Source organism: Bradyrhizobium oligotrophicum S58, from assembly GCF_000344805.1.
Taxonomy (GTDB): domain Bacteria; phylum Pseudomonadota; class Alphaproteobacteria; order Rhizobiales; family Xanthobacteraceae; genus Bradyrhizobium; species Bradyrhizobium oligotrophicum.
On record NC_020453.1, the window covers coordinates 4159381 to 4176576 of the forward strand.

Consider the following 17196-nt stretch of genomic DNA (forward strand, 5'->3'; position numbering starts at 1 on the left):
GTCCCGAACCCCGATTCGCCTGATAAAGCCGCGCGAGATGCACCGAACAATCGTCCTGACCGGTATCGCGGCGTTCCTGGCCGCCACATCCCTCGCGCTGGCCGTGCCCGCGCGCGCGCAGATCGGTACCATTTTCTCCGATCCAGTTCCGCGGCCCCCGGGCAACATTCCGCGTCGCGGAGAGCCGATGCCTCCGCCCGAGGAGGAGGAGGACATCCCGGAGCTGCCGCCGCAGGGGCGCGTGCTGCCGGCGCCGACCCGTCCGCCGCCAGGGCAGGGCGCCGCACTGCCGGGGCCGGTTCAGTCCCAGCCGCTGGCGCCGCCTCCGGGCACGACCGTGCTGCCCCAGAACAATCCGCCGGTTGCGGTCGCTCCGCCCCCTGGCCAGCCAGGAGCGGCGCCGGCCCCCGGCCAGCGTCCGCCGCAGCGTGGCGCACCTCAGAACGCCGCCGTTCCCCCGAACGGCCCGGTTCCGCAGACGCCGGCGACCTTGCAGCCGGGCGACGAGGTCGTGACCGAGCCACCGGCGCAGAAGATCGTGAACAAGAAGGCGAGCTTCTCCGGCCTGGACAAGATCACCGGCCGGATCATCAATTTCGACGAGGACATCGGCGAGACCGTGCAGTTCGGTGCGCTCCGGGTGAAGACGGACGCCTGCTACACCCGGCCGGCGACCGAAGCCGCGAATACCGATGCGTTCGTGCAGGTCGATGAGATCACCCTGCAGGGTGAGGTGAAGCGGATCTTCTCCGGCTGGATGTTCGCGGCAAGCCCGGGGCTCCATGGCGTCGAGCACCCGATCTACGATATCTGGCTGGTCGACTGCAAAGAGCCGCAGACCACGGTGGTGAGCGCAGCGCCCGACCAGAAGCCGGCGGCGCAGCAGCCTGCGCAAAAGCGTCCGCCGCAGCAGAAGCAGGCCGCGCCGCGGCCGCCGGCGTCGCCGCAGCAATACCAGACCCAGCAGGTGCAGCCGCCGCCTCCGCCGCCCCAGGCCGGCGGGCCGTTTGGCGGGGTGTTCAGATGACAGGTCTCAGCCGCGCTCGGCGATGATCGCGAGCGCGGTGGCTCCTGGGATCGGCCGGTCGACCGGGAGCCTGGCGAAATTCGCCGCCGGTCCCGCAATCGCCTTTTCGAGCAGAACGGTGTAGCGCCGGCGCGGGATCTCGACCGCGCCGAAGGTCTTGAGATGCTCGGTGACGTATTGGGTGTCGAGCAGCTCGAAACCGCCGGCAATCAGCCGCGCCACCAGATGCACGAGTGCGACCTTCGAGGCGTCGCGGGTGCGGTGGAACATGCTCTCGCCGAAGAAGGCCCGGCCCAGGCTGACGCCGTAGAGGCCGCCGACCAGCTCGCCGTCCTGCCAGCATTCGACGCTATGGCAATGGCCGAGTGCATGGAGGCCGCTATAGAGCTCGCGGATGCGGCGGTTGATCCAGGTGTCCTCGCGGCCGGGCTGCGGCTCGGCGCAGCCGTCCATCACCGCCTTGAAGGCCTGGTTCACGGTCACGATGAAGGCGTCGGACCGCACGGTCCGCGCGAGCCGCGACGCGACGCGGAAGCCGTTGAGCGGAATGACGCCGCGCAGCTCCGGCTCGACCCAGAACAAGGTGGGGTCGTCGGCGCTTTCGGCCATGGGAAAGATGCCGCAGGCATAGGCACGCAGCAGGACCTCGGGCGTGATTTCGGAGGCTGCGGAGTCGCGCGAATTCATCGGCGCAGCTTAGCAGGACGCCGGCCGGCGCGCGATGGGGCGTTGATAGGGATGGACGTCGAATGATGCCGCAGCCTTCGCGGCGGCATCTCAGCCGACGGCGGCGGCAACAGGCTTCGGAACATCCTTGGTCAGCCTGAAGCGGACCACGATCTTGGTGCCGGCATGGGTGGGATCGGGCTCCACCGTCGCATCGAGCTTGGTCGCCATGGCGCTGACGATGCGCTGGCCCATCCCGGTCGAGCGCGGGTCGCTGGTTGCGTTCAGGCCGACGCCATCGTCGGCGATCGATAGCACGATCTCGTCGCCGGCGAGCTTCAGCTCGACATGAATTGGGCCCGGCCCGTCGGGATAGGCGTATTTGACCGCGTTCATGACCAGCTCGTTGACGACGATGCCGATCGCGACCGCACGATCCGGATCGATCTCGACCGGCACCGCCTTCAGGGTCAGCCGCGACATCCGGTTGCCCTCGGCGGAGCGGCGGAGGTCGTCGAGCAGCGAGTCCAGATACTGGTTGAGCAGGACGCTCTTGAGATCCTGTGAGGTGTAGAGCCGGCGATGCACCTGCGCCACGGCGGCGACGCGGCCCATGGCGTTGGTCAGCGCGGCCTTGACGTCGTCCTGGGTGCTGGAATTGGCCTGCAGGTGCAACAGCGAGGCGATGATCTGCAGCGAATTGCCGACGCGGTGGTTGACCTCGCGCAGCAGCACCTCGCGCTCGGCGGCCAGCGCAGCGTAGCGGTCGCGCGACGCCCGCACTTCAGCTTCCGCCTCGTCGCGCGCCTTCTGCAGCCGCGACTGGCGCAGCGCGCCCTCCGCCGCCACCTGCAGCAGCGGGATGAACTCGCCCTGCACGTCCTTGACCAGATAGTCGGCGGCACCGGCCTTCAGCGCGGTCACGGCGATCTTGGAATCCTGGGAGGCGGTCACGAACACGACCGGGGGAGCGTCGGGGAGCGCCATGATGCGCTCCAGCGTCTCCAGCCCGTCCAGACCCGGCATGTGCTGGTCGAGCGCGACCACGTCGATGCCGCCGCGCTGCAGCCGCAGCAGTCCCGCGCTGCCGTCGGGCGCATGTTCCACGGTCAAGCCGAGCCGCTTCAGCCCGCGCTCGACCAGCCGCGCCAGCGCCGCGTCGTCGTCAATATAGAGCAGCGTGGGTGCGGCGGGGCTCATGCGGCGGGCGGAACCTGGATGACGGAGAAGAACAGGCCGAGCTGGCGAATGGCGTTGGCGAAACTATCGTAGTTCACGGGCTTGGTGATGTAGACGTTGCAGCCGAGCTCGTAGCAGCGCTTGATCTCCTGAGAGTCGTCGGTGGTGGTCAGAATCACCACCGGGGCGCTCTTCAGGAAGCTGTTCTGCTTGACCATCCTGAGGATGTCGATGCCGGTCATGTCCGGCAGGTTGAGATCCAGCAGGATCAGCAGGGCACGGCCCTTGTGTTCGAGACCGGTGCCGTCAGGTCCCAACAGATACTTCACGGCATCTGTACCGTTGGTGAACGGCATGATCTCGTTGTTGACGCCGGAGCGGCGGATGTTCCGCTCGATCAGGCGGGCGTGGCCTTCGTCGTCCTCGATCATGATGATCGTCACAGGCAGGGTCATCGGTCTGAGTTCCGGTTTGAGACGTTCCAGTTGATCGGGAGCGTGATGGTGAACGTGCTGCCCTGGTCGAGCTCCGACGCGACCGACATGGTTCCGCCGAGCCGGCGCACCAGCGCGCGCACATGCGCCAACCCGATTCCCTGGCCTGGACGGTCCTGGGTCCCGGCACGGCGGAACAGATCAAAGATACGCTGGTGATCCCGGGGATCAATCCCTCGGCCATTATCAGTGACCTCGAAGATCGCGAAACCGAGCTTGGTCCGGGCGCGAATGGCAATGTCGCCGGGCACGCCCGGCTTCATGTATTTGATCGCGTTGTCGATCAGATTGGAGAAGATCTGCTCCAGCGCCAGGCGGTCGCTGACGATGGCGGGCAGGGGCGCGACGCGAATTGTCGTATTCGCCTCGTCGGCCTGATGAGCCAGGGTCGAGACGATCTGCTCGATCAGTTCGCGCGTATCGATGCGGACAGGGACGAATTCGCGCCGGCCTTCGCGGGTCAGATTGAGGATGGCGGTGATGAGCCGGTCCATCTTGGCGATCGACGACTTGATGAAGCCCAGCGCCTCGGAGAAGTCTTCCGAAAGCTGCTTGTCGGCACCCTCGAGCTCCGGCTCGGTTCCTTCGGCCGGCGGCGGCGAGTCGGAGACGGCGCGTGCCAGCGCCGCGATCCGGCGGAAGATGTCGTTGCGCAGCTCGTCGAGTTCGCTGGTGAAGCCCATGATATTGACGAGCGGCGAGCGCAGATCGTGGCTGACGATGTAGGCGAAGCGCTGGATCTCCTCATTGGCTTCGCGCAGGTCGGCGGTGCGCTCGTCGACGGTCGTCTCCAAGTTCAGATTACTCTCGCGCAGCTGTGCCTCGGCCTCGTCGCGGGCGCGCGTGGAGCGGCGGACCAGAAGCACCGAGATGATGGCGAGCAGGACGACCAGTGCGGAGCCCGTCACGGTGACGATCGTTGCGAGTTGCTGGCTCGCATCGGCATTGGTGGTCCGCAACGCAAACAGGCGCTCTTCCTCAACCCGCATGGTTTCCGCCGCGGTGCGCATGTTGCTGCTGCTTTGCGTCGATCCGGCGTCCCGGACCAGGGCGATGGCGCCGGGCAGATCGGCGGATGCCACCAGCGCCTTCTCCCGGTCGAACTGCGACAAGCGCATCGCGATGACGGTGCGCAGCTTGGCGAGGTTCTCCACCTGCACGGGGTTGTCGGCGACGAGCGCTGCAAGCTTGTCGAGCACCGGGGGGATGGCGGCGACGGCGGCCTCGTGATCCCTGAGAAACTCTTCGCCTTGCGTGAGCAGATAGGCGCGAGCGCCGCTCTCGGCGCGACGCACTTCCAGCAGCAGCGCGTTGATCTGGTTCTCGGCCTCGATGGTGTGCACCACCCAGGCGCTGTCGCTGCGGGCCTTGTTGACCAGCAGCACCGACGCCGTGCTCACGACAACAAGCACGATAAATCCTGCTGACAACAGCAGGATCTGCCCCAGCGTGCGCCTCCGTCTGACCTCAGGCGCCACCGCTTACTCGCTCGTCGTTGAAGATCACTGCCCCCTGGCGGAATTGCTCCGACCCAACAGAACGCAGGTGCAGCCGGATAGTTCCGGCTCAGGCGCAGCTTTTTTGGCAGGCGCAGCTCAATCCGTCTTCTGGCCGGCCAGATACTGCTCGAGCCAGTGGATGTGGTAGTCGCCGTCGATGATGGCGGGCTCGCGGACCAGGGCCCTGAAAAGCGGCAACGTGGTCTCGATACCGTCGACCACCATCTCGTCCAGCGCACGCCGCAGCCGCATCAGGCACTCGACCCGGCTCTTGCCGTGCACGATCAGCTTGCCGACGAGGGAGTCGTAATAGGGCGGGATCACGTAGCCCTGGTACACGGCCGAGTCGATGCGGACGCCGAGGCCGCCGGGCGGGTGGTACTGCTGGATCTTGCCGGGCGAGGGCCGGAAGCTGACGGGGTTCTCCGCATTCACGCGGCACTCGATCGAGTGGCCGTTGATCACGACCGCGTCCTGGGTCATCGGCAGGTCGCCGCCGGCGGCGATGCGGATCTGCTCGAGCACCAGATCGATCCCGGTGATCATCTCGGTGACGGGATGCTCGACCTGGATGCGTGTGTTCATCTCGATGAAATAGAACTCGCCATCCTCGTAGAGGAATTCGACGGTGCCGACGCCGATATATTTCAGCTCCTGCATCGCCTTGGCGACGGTATTGCCGATCTTCGCCCGCGACGCCGCGTCGAGCACCGGGGAGGGGCCTTCCTCCCAGACCTTCTGGTGGCGGCGTTGCAGCGAGCAGTCGCGCTCGCCGAGATGGATGGCGCCGCCGCGGCCGTCGCCGAGCACCTGGATCTCGATGTGGCGTGGCTTCTGCAGGTACTTCTCGAGATAGACCGAGGCATCGCCGAACGCCGATTTGGCCTCGTTGGCCGCGGTGGTGAGCGCCAGCTGCAGGTCCGCCTCGGTGTGCGCGACCTTCATGCCGCGGCCACCGCCGCCGGCGGCGGCCTTGACCAGCACGGGAAAGCCGATCTCCTTGGCGATCGCCAGCGCGTCCTGGTCTGGCGTCACCGCGCCGTCGGAGCCCGGCACGACCGGAATCCCCAGGCGCTTGGCGGTTTTCTTGGCCTCGATCTTGTCGCCCATCAGGCGGATGTGCTCCGCCTTCGGCCCGATGAAATGCAGGTTATGGTCGCCGAGGATTTCGGCGAAGCGCGCGTTCTCGGACAGGAAGCCGTACCCGGGATGCACGGCGTCGGCGCCGGTGATCTCGCAGGCGGCGAGCAGGGCCGGGATGTTGAGGTAGCTGTCCTTCGACGGCGGCGGACCGATGCAGACGCTCTCGTCGGCGAGCCTCACATGCATCGCATCGGCGTCGGCGGTCGAATGCACCGCCACCGTGGAGATGCCGAGCTCCTTGCAGGCCCTGAGGATGCGAAGGGCGATTTCGCCGCGATTGGCGATGAGGATTTTGTCGAACATGGCGTCCTTCGAAGAATGGCGAATAGCGGATGGCGAGGAGGGAAGCAGCGCTCATTCGCTGCTCGCCATTCGCCACGCGCCCTCTATTCGATGATCACCAGCGGTTCGCCGAACTCGACCGGCTGGCCGTCCTCGACCAGGATCTGCGTCACGGTGCCGGCGCGCGGCGACGGAATCTGGTTCATCGTCTTCATGGCTTCGATGATCATCAGGGTCTGGCCGACCGAGACCTTGGAGCCGACCTCGACAAACGGCTTGGCGCCGGGTTCCGGGGCCCAATAGGCGGTGCCGACCATGGGCGAGGGAACGACGCCGGGATGCTTGGACAGATCGGCGCCCGCGGCCGCAGCCGCGACCACGGGAACGGCCGCCGCGGTTGCCGGGATGCCCGAGGCCACTGCGGCGGCAATGGTCACGTTGCGGGCGACGCGGACGCGCAGGCCCGCCCGCTCCAGCTCGATCTCGGTCAGGCTGGTTTCATCCAGCAGCGCGGCGAGCTCGCGAATGAGCTGGCTGTCTTCGGATGGGGCCGTGGTCTTGTCGTTGGGCTGGGACGCCATGATCGTGATCCAGAACGTTGTGTGACGTGGGGGCGAGGGACGTCAGGCTTGCGCCTTGATGTCGGTGTTCGGGTCGGTCGTGGCACCAATCTTCGCAGCGAGGCCGGTGATGGCGAGCCGATAGCCATCGATCCCAAAACCACAAATTGACGCAAACGCGGCCTTGGCGGTGAAAGAGTGGTGCCGGAAGCTCTCGCGGGCGTGAATGTTGCTGATATGCACCTCGACGGTGGGGATCTTCACCCCCATTAGCGCGTCATGCAGTGCAATTGAGGTATGGGAATACGCACCGGCATTGAGGATGATGCCGGCCACAGCCTTCGAACGGGCCTCGTGGATGAAGTCCACCAGAACACCTTCGTGGTTGGACTGCCGGCAATCGGCCGAAAGCCCGAAACGGCTCGCCGTCTCCACGCATAGACGCTCGACATCCGCCAGCGTGGCGTGGCCGTAGGTCTCCGGCTCACGGGTGCCCAGCAGATTGAGGTTGGGTCCATTGAGGACATAGATCGTCTTGTGCGCGTCGTCGGCCATTCCCATCCCGGCGGTGTGGCGGCGGTGGGCGGCGTTATAGGTAACAAAGCCGCTCAGGGGAAGCCTTTCGGCGCCGCGGGTGGGGATAGGGCAGCTTGCCCGTCACACGAAAAAACCGCCGCAAGCGGCGGAATTGGCTCGTTAACCAGATCCGGGTGCCCCGTGCACGCCTTGCGTGTGGTCCATTGGCACAAATCGCACAAAGGGGCAGGCATTGCTGCCCGCCCCTTTTCTCCTCACCTGCCTGGTCGGGGATCAGGTGTCGAGAACTGCGACGATCTCGTAGGAACGAGGATCGATGACGATGATCTGCTCACGAACGAGGATGAAGTCATATCCGCGCCATTCCGGATAGATGGTGACCACCTCGGCCGGAAGCGGGTGGAAGTGGACTTCGCGCGGCACCCGGGTGCCGACCGAGATGTTGAAGTTCACGTTGGTCACAGGCTCGACGCGCTGGCTGCGGATCACGGTGGAGATCTTGGTGCGCTGTTCGGTCGAGAGCTTGCCGGCGGCGCCAGCCTGTCCCGTGGTGGTCTGCGAGCGGTCGCTGCCGGTCTTGGTCTCTGCGGCGTTGGTATTGGTGCCGGTCTTGCTGTCGCGGCCTTCGGCCTTCATGTTCTTGGCGCCGCCCTTGCTGTCGGTCTCCGAGGTCGTGCTCTTCGGCCCCTTCATGCCGTCTTCAGCATGCTGATTCTTCGGAGCCATACCCGACTTCTGATCCGACTGGCTCGAGCGCGTCTCGGGCGCACCGCCCGGCGCAGCGCCTGGCGATGGCGCGGCACTGTCACGGTTCATCGTTGCGCCACCGGCAGCTCCGCCACCGGCCGCACCACCTGCTCCCTGAGCGTGGGCGAAGCCTGCGCCCGCTACCAGCGCGATCGCAGCAACTGAAACCATCAAACGATTGGTCATACTCTATCCTCCTCTATCATTGGCACTGCCCGCGCCGACAACGGCAGGAGGTTGGAGTCGTTCCGTGCGTCTCCGATCGTTCCAAAAAAATGTCGCAGATCGCGACTTTATGAATGGATGCTCAGGGTCGTGAACGTCACATGACGACGCTGTCGGAGCGCGTCACGCCTTCACGCAGCGGTCGCGCGGCAATCACGTCGACCGTGCTTCGAGCTCGGCGCTGTGGCGTTCCCGGGCGTAGCGGACGAGCGCCATGAATCGATAGAGGCCGTGTACGAACTTCCCATAAGGCATGGTGACAAACAGCGCGAAAACCGCACCGAGGTGCAGCGCCAGCAGCACGTCCATGGCGCGCGTCTCGCGTAGCAGGAGCAGGGCGAGACCGGTCGCGCCGGCCAGTACGAGCATGGCGAGGAACGCGACATCCATGCCGCGGCTGCCGCCGTCCATCATTGCCGGCTCGCGCTTGCGCTTCGCGGCATAGAGGCCGATTGGACCGATCACGATGCCGATACCCCCGAGCGTGCCGAGCACGACGGGGAGATCCCATAGCGGGTAGGGCGCTTCGCGCTGCAGCAGGTAGTGATAGAGCGTGGCAACGCTGGTCGATGCGAAGCAGAGCAGAAACCCGTAGAACGTGAGGTGGTGATAGAAGCGTCTGTTGTCGCTGGGACGCTCGTCCTCGTTGTAGCATCCGACGCCGCCACCATCGAGATAGCGCAGGCTTGCCGCGTCACGTATGGCGCGGAGAAGCGGACGGGGTTTGGCCAGCGTCGCGCTTGGCTCGCCGATGTCATTCCAGAAAGCGCGCGCACCCATGATGAAGGCGACGGCAGCCCACAGGAAAGCTGCACCGAACAGCAGCGCCATCGCGTTGTGCGGCATCAGCGCGTAGAACGACCCGGGGCCATGCCGGCTCTCGAGCCAGGTCGACGGCGCGTTGAACGCTGCAAGGCCGAGAATGAAAGCGGCGATGCTGAGCACGGTGATCACGGCGATCGCCAGCCCGTTGCGCCTGAACAGCGGTGCCAACGCGCGCGGCCAAGCGTAGTCGGCATAGCTCTCGTGCCGCACTCTGGCGAGCACGGCGGGGACGCGGACGTCGAATTCGTGCGGTGGCGAGAACTGGCAGTCGACGTAGCAGGCGCCGCAGGCATGGCAGAGATGGGCCAGATAGTTGAGGTCGCCGCCGGTGAAGGCCCGCCGCATCTCCATCGCTGGAAACACCGCGCAGAGGCCCTCGCAATAGCGACAGGAATTGCAGATCGTCATCAGGCGATCCGCCTCGGTCAACGCCTCACTGCGCTGCATGTCTTGCTGCTCCCGAGCCTGCAATGCGTCCGAACACGCTGCCGATCGTCATGCCAATGCCGGCGGCATAGCCGCGGCCGAGCACGTTGCCGGCCATGATCTCACCGGCGGCGTACATGTTCTGCGCCGGCCCGCCGGTTTTCATCATCATCCTGGCCTCGTGATCGACCCGGACGCCGAGATAGGTGAAGGTGATGCCGGGCCGCACCGGGTAAGCGTAGTAGGGGCCGGTCTCGATGCGCCGCGCCCAATGCGATTTCGGCGGCGTCAGGTTCTCGGTGCGGCAATTGTCGAGGATATCCGGGTTGAAATCTCCGTCGCGCACCGATGTATTGAACTTCGTCACGGTGGCCGACAGTCTCTCGGCATCGAGGCCAAGCTTGCCGGCAAGCTCGCCGATGCTGGCGGCCTCGATCGCCGGATAGAGCGACGGCATGAACAGGTTGGCCGATTTGGCGTCGAAGATGATGTAGGCGATCTGGTCCGGCTGGGCCGCGACCAGGCGTCCCCAGATCGCGTAGCGCTTCGGCCAGACGTCCTCGCCCTCGTCGTAGAAGCGTTCGCAGTTGGTGTTGACCACGATGCCGAACACGATGCAATCGAGCCTTGTAATGATGCCACCGTCATATTTCGGCGCCCGCGCATCGATCGCGACCGCATGGCACTGGGTTGGATCGCCGATGCTGTCGACGCCGCCGGCGAGCAGCAGATCCAGCACCGTGCCACGGTTGTTGGGCGTGCCGCGGATCAGGAAGTTGCGGGCGATCTCGCCCCAGCCCTCCACCAGCTTGTCGATGTTGGATTCGAAGCCGCCGGCGGCAGCGACCAGGGCGTTGCCGCGGACGCGCAGCCTGCCGTCGGGCTGCTGGACGATGGCTGCGCGAAAACGATCAGTGTCGATATCGAGCGCGACCACCTCCGCTTCGTAGATCACATCGACGCCGAGCCGTTCGGCCGTGAGATACAGCGCGTTGAGCATGGCGCGGCCGCCGCCGAGGAAGAATGAGTTGGTGCGGCCGAGGCTCAGCGTGCCGCCGAGCGAGGGCTGAAAGCGCACGCCTTGCTCGGCGATCCAGTCGAGCATGTCCTTGGACTCGCGGATCATCATGCGCGCGAGCTGCTCGTTGGTCTCGCCTTCGGTGACGCGCAGGAGATCGTCCCAGAATTCCTCTTCGGGGTAGGGGCCGCTCAAGGTCGCGGTCGCCGCGTCGTGGGCGCAGCGCATGTTGCGGGTGTGGCGCGTATTTCCGCCGCGATAGAACTTGGAGGCCGCTTCGAGCACGATCACGGAGGCGCCGGCGCGCCGCGCCGCGATGGCCGCGCAGAGCGCCGCATTGCCGCCGCCCACGACCACGACGTCGTAGGTGAGGGGATGGTCGGCGATGACGTGCTCAGGCGTCATGAGCGATCTCTCCTGCCATGGCGGTGCGACCGGCGCTCCGGGGCCGGGCTCTTGCTGCAAGCGCCCGCCCAGCCAGACAAGGGAAGGGCAAAGGAAGCCTAAGCAGCGTCCCGGGGCCCTCGCGTCGGTGAACTCAATTCTCGTATACTATTGTATACAATAATATGCAAGAGGTGTTGTCGCTGACAGCGGGGTTGTGAGACAGTGAACAGGATGTCCTCAGAAGCGCCCACGCTGACGATCGATCGCGACAACGTCTCTCTCGGGGAGGCGGTGTTCCGCGCACTGTGCCAGGCCTTGGAAAACGGGGTCTATCGTTCGGGCGACCGGCTGCGGGAGGACGAGGTCGCCCAGAAGCTGAGCGTCAGCCGCACCCCGGTCCGCGAGGCTTTTGGCAAGCTGGTGGCGAAGGGCTGGGTGCAACCGGCCGGCGGCCGCGGCCTCATCGTGCGCAGCCTCGACCAGAGCGAGATCCTCGAACTCTACGCAATGCGGGAGATCCTCGAAGGTGCAGCGGCGCGGCTTGCCGCGCAATATGCCGCGCCGGCCGAGATCGCGGCACTGCGCGACATCCACGCGCGCTTCGCGAACGGCATGAATGATGCGGCTGAGCTCGCGCGTTTGAACCGGCTGATGCACGGCGCGATCCAGCGCGCCGCCCGCAACCGTTATCTCGACGCGGCGCTGGCCGACATGCATGTGGCGATCGCCCTGTTGGGGACGACGACCTTCGCCGCCGAGGGACGCCCCACGAGCGCTGCCGCCGAGCATGGTGAGCTGATCGAGGCGATCGCGGCCCGGGACCCCGACCGTGCCGAATCCATTGCGCGGGCGCACATCCGCGAGGCGCTGCGGACGCGGCTCGGCATGAGGCTGACGGGATAGGCGGCGGCACAATCGAAGACGTGCGCTCGTCTTAGTTGAACGTCCCAGATCCAAAAGCAAAAGGCCGGCTGAACCAGCCGGCCTTCGTCCTGATCGCACGATGTCGCAGCGCGGGTCGGCTCAGCAGGTGGCCTTGCCGCAGCGGGCGGTGCTGATCTTCTCGCGCAGGCCCTCGACGCCGACGGCGCCGATCACGACCTGCTTGCCGATCACATAGCTCGGCGTGCCGTTCATGCCCATGTCCTCGGCGAGCTTGAAGTTCTCCTCGATGGTCGCCTTGGCTTCGGGGCTCGCCATGTCCTTCTCGAGGCGCGCCATGTCGAGCCCGAGATCCTTGGCTACTGCGAGCGCATGGGCCTTGTCCGCCTGACCACGGCCGCCTAGCAGCTTCTGGTGGAAGTCGAGGTACTTCTGCGGCGCCTGCATGCGGACGGCGACTGCCACCTGGGCTGCCTCGACCGAGCCCTGGCTGAGGACCGGGAATTCCTTGAGCACGACCTTCAGCTTCGGGTCGCTCTTCATCAGCTCCATCATGTCGTTCATCGCGCGCTTGCAGTAGCCGCAATTGTAATCGAAGAACTCGACGAAGGTGACGTCGCCATCCTTGTTGCCGAGCACCACGCCGCGCGGGGAGTTGAAGATCGTGTCGGCGTTCTTGGCGACGCTCGCCTCGTGCTTGGCCGTCTCAGCCGCCGTCTGACGCTTCTGCAGTTCGGCCATCGCCTCCTCGAGCACCTCGGGATGCGAGACCAGGTAGTTTCTGACGATGGTCTCGATCTCGCTCCGCTGGCTGTCGGAGATGCTCTCCGCCGACGCAACCTGGGGCGCGCCGCAGAGCGAAAGCGCGAGCAGCGCCGCGGGAAGGAGCGTACGGAATGACGGCATGAAGGAGGTCCTCTTGGTCAAAATGATCGGGTCCTTGTCGATGGCTGTGACCGGTATCCCAGTGATCCCGGCACGGATGATAGCAGTAATCTCTTCGGTCTACTGGCTCGAAATCGGCTTCGACGCGACGATGTCGTCGGCCTTCACCCAGCCGGGAGATCCGACGGCAAAACGGGTCTTTGCCCGCGATGCAAGCTCGCGCGCCGTCTTGTTGTCGCCGCGCAGAAAGGCTGCCTGGGCCGACGCCAGATCGGCCTCGGCATAGTCGCCCTTGCGGCCATAGGCCATCGCGAGCTGGGAATAACCGAGCGGGGCCTCGGATTCGCGCGCGACGGCCGCGCGCAGGATCGAGATCGCGTCGTCAGTGTAGGCTTTGTTTTCGGTCGCGACCAAGGCCTGGCCAAGTAACATCTCGATGAGCGGAGCGTTATTGGACAGCTGCACCGCCTTGCGCAGCGGCGCAATGGCTTCGGCCGGTCGGCCGCCCTCCAGCAGCGCCTGGCCGCGGACCTCGTAGAAATAGGCGTTGTTCGGCTGTGCCTGGATCAGGGCGTCGATCTGGCTCAGCGCGCTGCGGAGGTCGCCGTGGAGATAGGTGGAAATCGCCCTCGCATAGCGCGCCGGCAGGCTGTTGTCGGAGGCCGGATAGCGCCGGGCGACCGTATCCGGCCGTTCCATGAAGGCCGAGATCTTGGCCCTCGCCATGTCGTGGCGCAGCTGCAGCGCGGCATCGTCCTTCTTGTCCCAATAGGGCGACTGCCGCGCCAGCCCCTCCAGCGCCTCGACGCGATCGGCCGGCATCGGATGCGACTGCAGATAGGGGTCGGCGCCGCGGGCCGCGAACAGGCTCTCGCTCGTGAAGCGCTTGAAGGTCTCGTACATGCCCTTGGGCGACTGGCCGGTGGCGGTGAGGAATTTCACACCCGCGCGGTCGGCGTTCTCTTCCTGCTGCCGCTGATAGGACAGCAGCGAGCGGCGGATGACCTCGCCGGGGGCTGACAGCGTGGCGGCGCCGGCATTGGCCAAGCCGCTATTGCCGCCGCCGCGGGCGCCGACGGCAAGCGCGCCGGCGCCGAGAATGGTGGCGATGATCATCTGCGTCTGGGCGGTGGCGAGCTGCTGGCGCAGCTTGGCGAGGTGGCCGCCGGCGAGATGGCCGGTCTCATGCGCGAGAACGCCGATCAGCTGGTTCGGGTTCTCGGACTGCATGATCGCGCCGTAATTGACGAATATGCGGCGGCCGTCGGCGACGAATGCGTTGAACGACGCATCGTTGATGATGACCATCTGGATATTCTGCTTCTCGAGGCCCGCCGCGCGCAGGATCGGCCGCGTGTATTCACGCAGCAGCACCTCGGTCTCGGTGTCCCGCAGGATCGGCGGTCCCTTGCCCTGCTGCGCCGACGCGGAAGCGAGCGGCGCCAGCGCCATGGCCGCCGTGAGGGTTGCGGCAATCCCTCGAGACAATGTCTTGCGGAGCACGATGGGGAGCAACATCAGGCGATCTTTGCAATTGGCGCGGGGCTCGATACGGGCTATTGCCCACCAAACGGCGGAATGCGGCTCATCTGCGGCGAAAGATGCCCTCGGGGCACACGCCGACCCGTTCAGAGAGCGGGTCCGAACAGCCGGGGTCAATAGCAGATATCGATGGTGGATGCGACAGTGATACCGACATTGGAACAGCGGATCGCCGGTCTGACGGCGCCGTCCGCCCGCAGCAATGTTCCGCCGTTCATGGTGATGGACGTGATGGCTGCGGCCGAGCGGATCGAGGCCAATGGCGGCCAAGTCATCCACATGGAGGTCGGGCAGCCGGCCGCACCGGCTCCGCGAGCTGCGATTGCGGCCGCCCATACAGCGCTGGAGCAGGCGCGCATCGACTATACGTCTGCGCTCGGGATCTCGTCTCTCCGACAGCGAATCGCGCGACATTATCGTGAGACCTATGCTTGCGAGATCGATCCGGCGCGGATCGTGATTACCACCGGATCCTCGGCCGGGTTCATCCTGGCATTCCTGGCGATGTTCGAGCCCGGCGATCGCGTCGCGGTGACCGTGCCGGGCTATCCGCCGTACCGCCACATCCTGACGGCGCTGGGCTGCGAGCCTGTCCTGATCGAGACGACCGCCGAGAACCGCCATGCCCTGACCGGCGAGGCGCTGCTCGCGGCGCACCGCAAGACGCCGCTCAAAGGCGTGCTGGTGGCAAGTCCCGCCAATCCCACGGGGACCATGATGTCGCGCGAGGCGCTGGGTGGCGTCATCGCTGCCGCGCGCGATGCCGGCATCCGGTTCATGTCGGACGAGATCTATCACGGCCTCGACTACGCCTTTCCCGCCGTGACGGCGGCGCAGCTGTCGGATCAGGCGCTGATCATCAATTCGTTTTCCAAGTACTTCTGCATGACCGGCTGGCGGATCGGCTGGATGGTGGTGCCCGATGCGCTGGTTCGCCCGATCGAGCGTCTGCAGCAGAACCTCGCAATCTCGGTCCCGACCCTGTCACAGATCGCGGCGGAAGCAGCCTTCGACGGCCATGCCGAGATGGAAGCCATCAAGCACGGCTATCAGGAGAACCGCCGCATCCTGATCGAGGGCTTTCCGAGGGCGGGCCTGACCCGGTTTCTGCCCGCCGACGGCGCCTTCTACCTCTATGCCGACGTCTCCGATTTCACCAAGGACAGCTTCGACTTCGCCAAGCGCATGCTGGAGGAGACCCACGTCGCGGCCACGCCGGGCGTCGATTTCGACCCGATCCATGGCCGCAGCTTCGTGCGCTTTTCCTATGCGCGCTCGGCCGAGGACATGCAGGAAGCCGTGGCCCGGATCGCTCGCTGGCTCGGTTAGAGCAGGGCGCACGCCGTCCTTGCACCCTTCGTCGCCATTGACTCGGCCGCGACAATTTGCCTGAGGTGCGCCTCGCAAGGGCTGGGACACGAAGGCCCGATACATCGAAGATGGATGAGGCCAATGGCGGCAGCAACTGAGGCCGGGACGCGAGGCGTTCCGGCGCAAACGGGCAACAAGCCCTGGTACAGCGTTCTCTATGTCCAGGTTCTGATCGCGATCCTGATCGGTATCGTGGTCGGCTGGCTGTTTCCGAACCTGGCCACCAACGAATGGATCAAGGCGCTCGGCGACGGCTTCATCAAGCTGATCAAGATGGTGATCGCGCCGATCATCTTCTGCACCGTCGTATCGGGCATCGCCCATATCCAGAATGCGAGCAAGGTCGGCCGGGTCGGCGTCAAGGCGCTGGTCTATTTCGAGATCGTCTCGACCTTTGCCCTGATGCTCGGCCTGATCGTCGGCAATCTGGTTCCTATCGGCCACGGCCTCGCGGCCAAGCCGGATGCTGCGGCCGTCGCCAATTACGTCAAGCAGGCCGAGGCGCAGAAATCGGTCGATTTCGTCCTCAACATCATTCCGGACAGCGTCGTCGGCGCGCTCGCGCGCGGGGACATATTGCAGGTGCTGCTGTTCGCGATCCTGTTCGGCTTCGCGCTGATGGCATTGGGCGAGCGCGGCCACCGGCTTCGCGACGTGATCGACGACACCGCGCATGCGGTGTTCGGCGTCATCGCGATCGTCATGAAGGCGGCGCCCGTCGGTGCGTTCGGCGCCATGGCCTATACGATCGGCAAGTTCGGTCCGGCGGCCCTCGGCAACCTGATCGGCCTGATTGTGCTGTTCTACGTCACAGCGGGGCTGTTCGTCGTGATCGTGCTCGGGCTGATCGCGCGTTTCGTCGGCTTCAGCATCTTCAAGTTCATCGCCTACATCAAGGACGAGCTGCTGATCGTGCTCGGCACGAGCTCCTCGGAGAGCGCGCTGCCGCAGCTGATGGAGAAGCTGGAGCGGCTCGGCTGCTCCAAGCCGGTGGTCGGACTGGTGGTGCCGACCGGTTACTCCTTCAACCTCGATGGCACCAACATCTACATGACCCTGGCGACGCTGTTCATCGCACAGGCGCTGGGCGTGGAGCTGTCGTTGACCCAGCAGGTCACGATTCTCATCGTCGCCATGCTGACCTCGAAGGGCGCCAGCGGCGTGACCGGCGCCGGCTTCATCACGCTGGCCGCGACCCTCTCGGTCGTGAACCCGGCGCTGGTGCCGGGCATGGCGATCGTGTTCTCGATCGACAAGTTCATGAGCGAGGTGCGTGCACTCACCAACATCACCGGCAACGGCATCGCCGCGGTGTTCGTGTCGTGGTGGGAAGGCGAGCTCGACCACGATCTCCTGCAGAGGCGGCTCAATCAGCAGATCGATCCCTCCGACGTCGAGACGGCGGTCACGACCGGTTGAGCGCGACGCGGCGACCGCGCCGGACCTCGCAGACTACGAGCGTCGCAGACAAAGAAAACGCTCGGCTGTTTGGCCGGGCGTT

16 protein-coding genes are annotated in these 17196 nt (G+C 65.7%); 4 read left to right on the plus strand and 12 right to left on the minus strand.

The window, feature by feature from the left end:
- The first annotated feature begins 37 nt into the window (after positions 1-37).
- Positions 38-1027, plus strand: a complete 990-nt coding sequence (locus S58_RS17855; RefSeq protein ID WP_015666757.1) for a DUF2155 domain-containing protein — start codon at positions 38-40, stop codon at positions 1025-1027.
- Positions 1028-1033: 6 nt separating this feature from the next.
- Here the strand turns inward: S58_RS17855 and aat are convergent, their stop codons facing one another.
- The 10 genes from aat to tcuA form a co-directional block, all read right to left on the minus strand.
- Positions 1034-1714 carry a leucyl/phenylalanyl-tRNA--protein transferase gene (gene aat, locus S58_RS17860; protein ID WP_015666758.1) on the minus strand — a complete coding sequence of 227 codons (681 nt, stop codon included), beginning with the start codon at positions 1712-1714 and terminating at the stop codon, positions 1034-1036.
- A 90-nt stretch (positions 1715-1804) separates the two neighbouring features.
- Positions 1805-2893 (minus strand): sensor histidine kinase, encoded by a 1089-nt coding sequence (locus S58_RS17865; RefSeq protein ID WP_015666759.1) that lies wholly within the window; start codon positions 2891-2893, stop codon positions 1805-1807.
- Positions 2890-3327 carry a response regulator gene (locus tag S58_RS17870; RefSeq protein WP_015666760.1) on the minus strand — a complete coding sequence of 146 codons (438 nt, stop codon included), beginning with the start codon at positions 3325-3327 and terminating at the stop codon, positions 2890-2892. Before S58_RS17870 ends, S58_RS17865 begins: the two co-directional genes overlap by 4 nt.
- The gene (locus tag S58_RS17875; RefSeq protein ID WP_042339784.1) at positions 3324-4844 is read right to left on the minus strand and encodes a sensor histidine kinase; all 1521 of its coding nucleotides are present in this window, start codon (positions 4842-4844) and stop codon (positions 3324-3326) included. The genes S58_RS17870 and S58_RS17875 overlap by 4 nt, the downstream gene beginning before the upstream one ends.
- A gap of 117 nt (positions 4845-4961) precedes the next feature.
- On the minus strand, positions 4962-6311 hold the full coding sequence (gene accC / locus S58_RS17880; RefSeq protein ID WP_015666762.1) for an acetyl-CoA carboxylase biotin carboxylase subunit: 1350 nt from the start codon (positions 6309-6311) through the stop codon (positions 4962-4964).
- An 83-nt stretch (positions 6312-6394) separates the two neighbouring features.
- Positions 6395-6871, minus strand: coding sequence for an acetyl-CoA carboxylase biotin carboxyl carrier protein (accB, locus tag S58_RS17885; protein WP_015666763.1), 477 nt, complete (start codon positions 6869-6871; stop codon positions 6395-6397).
- A 42-nt stretch (positions 6872-6913) separates the two neighbouring features.
- A complete protein-coding gene (gene aroQ, locus S58_RS17890) occupies positions 6914-7405 on the minus strand; it encodes a type II 3-dehydroquinate dehydratase (protein WP_042339789.1) in 492 nt (163 codons plus the stop codon).
- 255 nt (positions 7406-7660) lie between these two features.
- On the minus strand, positions 7661-8320 hold the full coding sequence (locus tag S58_RS17895) for a DUF1236 domain-containing protein (RefSeq protein WP_015666765.1): 660 nt from the start codon (positions 8318-8320) through the stop codon (positions 7661-7663).
- Positions 8321-8512: 192 nt separating this feature from the next.
- Positions 8513-9631 carry a tricarballylate utilization 4Fe-4S protein TcuB gene (gene tcuB, locus S58_RS17900; protein WP_015666766.1) on the minus strand — a complete coding sequence of 373 codons (1119 nt, stop codon included), beginning with the start codon at positions 9629-9631 and terminating at the stop codon, positions 8513-8515.
- Complete coding sequence (gene tcuA / locus S58_RS17905) at positions 9618-11033, minus strand: FAD-dependent tricarballylate dehydrogenase TcuA (protein WP_015666767.1); 1416 nt, start codon at positions 11031-11033, stop codon at positions 9618-9620. The genes tcuB and tcuA overlap by 14 nt, the downstream gene beginning before the upstream one ends.
- A gap of 213 nt (positions 11034-11246) precedes the next feature.
- Here tcuA and S58_RS17910 point away from each other — a divergent pair, with 213 nt between their 5' ends.
- Positions 11247-11918 carry a GntR family transcriptional regulator gene (locus S58_RS17910; protein WP_015666768.1) on the plus strand — a complete coding sequence of 224 codons (672 nt, stop codon included), beginning with the start codon at positions 11247-11249 and terminating at the stop codon, positions 11916-11918.
- A gap of 120 nt (positions 11919-12038) precedes the next feature.
- On the opposite strand, the gene S58_RS17915 is transcribed toward S58_RS17910, so the two are convergent.
- Both S58_RS17915 and S58_RS17920 read right to left on the minus strand, forming a co-directional pair.
- A complete protein-coding gene (locus S58_RS17915; protein WP_015666769.1) occupies positions 12039-12803 on the minus strand; it encodes a DsbA family protein in 765 nt (254 codons plus the stop codon).
- Positions 12804-12902: 99 nt separating this feature from the next.
- Positions 12903-14300: a M48 family metalloprotease gene (locus tag S58_RS17920; protein ID WP_015666770.1), complete on the minus strand. Its 1398-nt coding sequence runs from the start codon at positions 14298-14300 to the stop codon at positions 12903-12905.
- Positions 14301-14453: 153 nt separating this feature from the next.
- On the opposite strand from S58_RS17920, the gene S58_RS17925 reads away from it, so the two are divergent.
- A complete protein-coding gene (locus S58_RS17925) occupies positions 14454-15653 on the plus strand; it encodes a pyridoxal phosphate-dependent aminotransferase (RefSeq protein WP_015666771.1) in 1200 nt (399 codons plus the stop codon).
- Positions 15654-15776: 123 nt separating this feature from the next.
- Positions 15777-17114: a C4-dicarboxylate transporter DctA gene (dctA, locus tag S58_RS17930; protein ID WP_015666772.1), complete on the plus strand. Its 1338-nt coding sequence runs from the start codon at positions 15777-15779 to the stop codon at positions 17112-17114.
- Positions 17115-17196 lie beyond the last annotated feature (82 nt).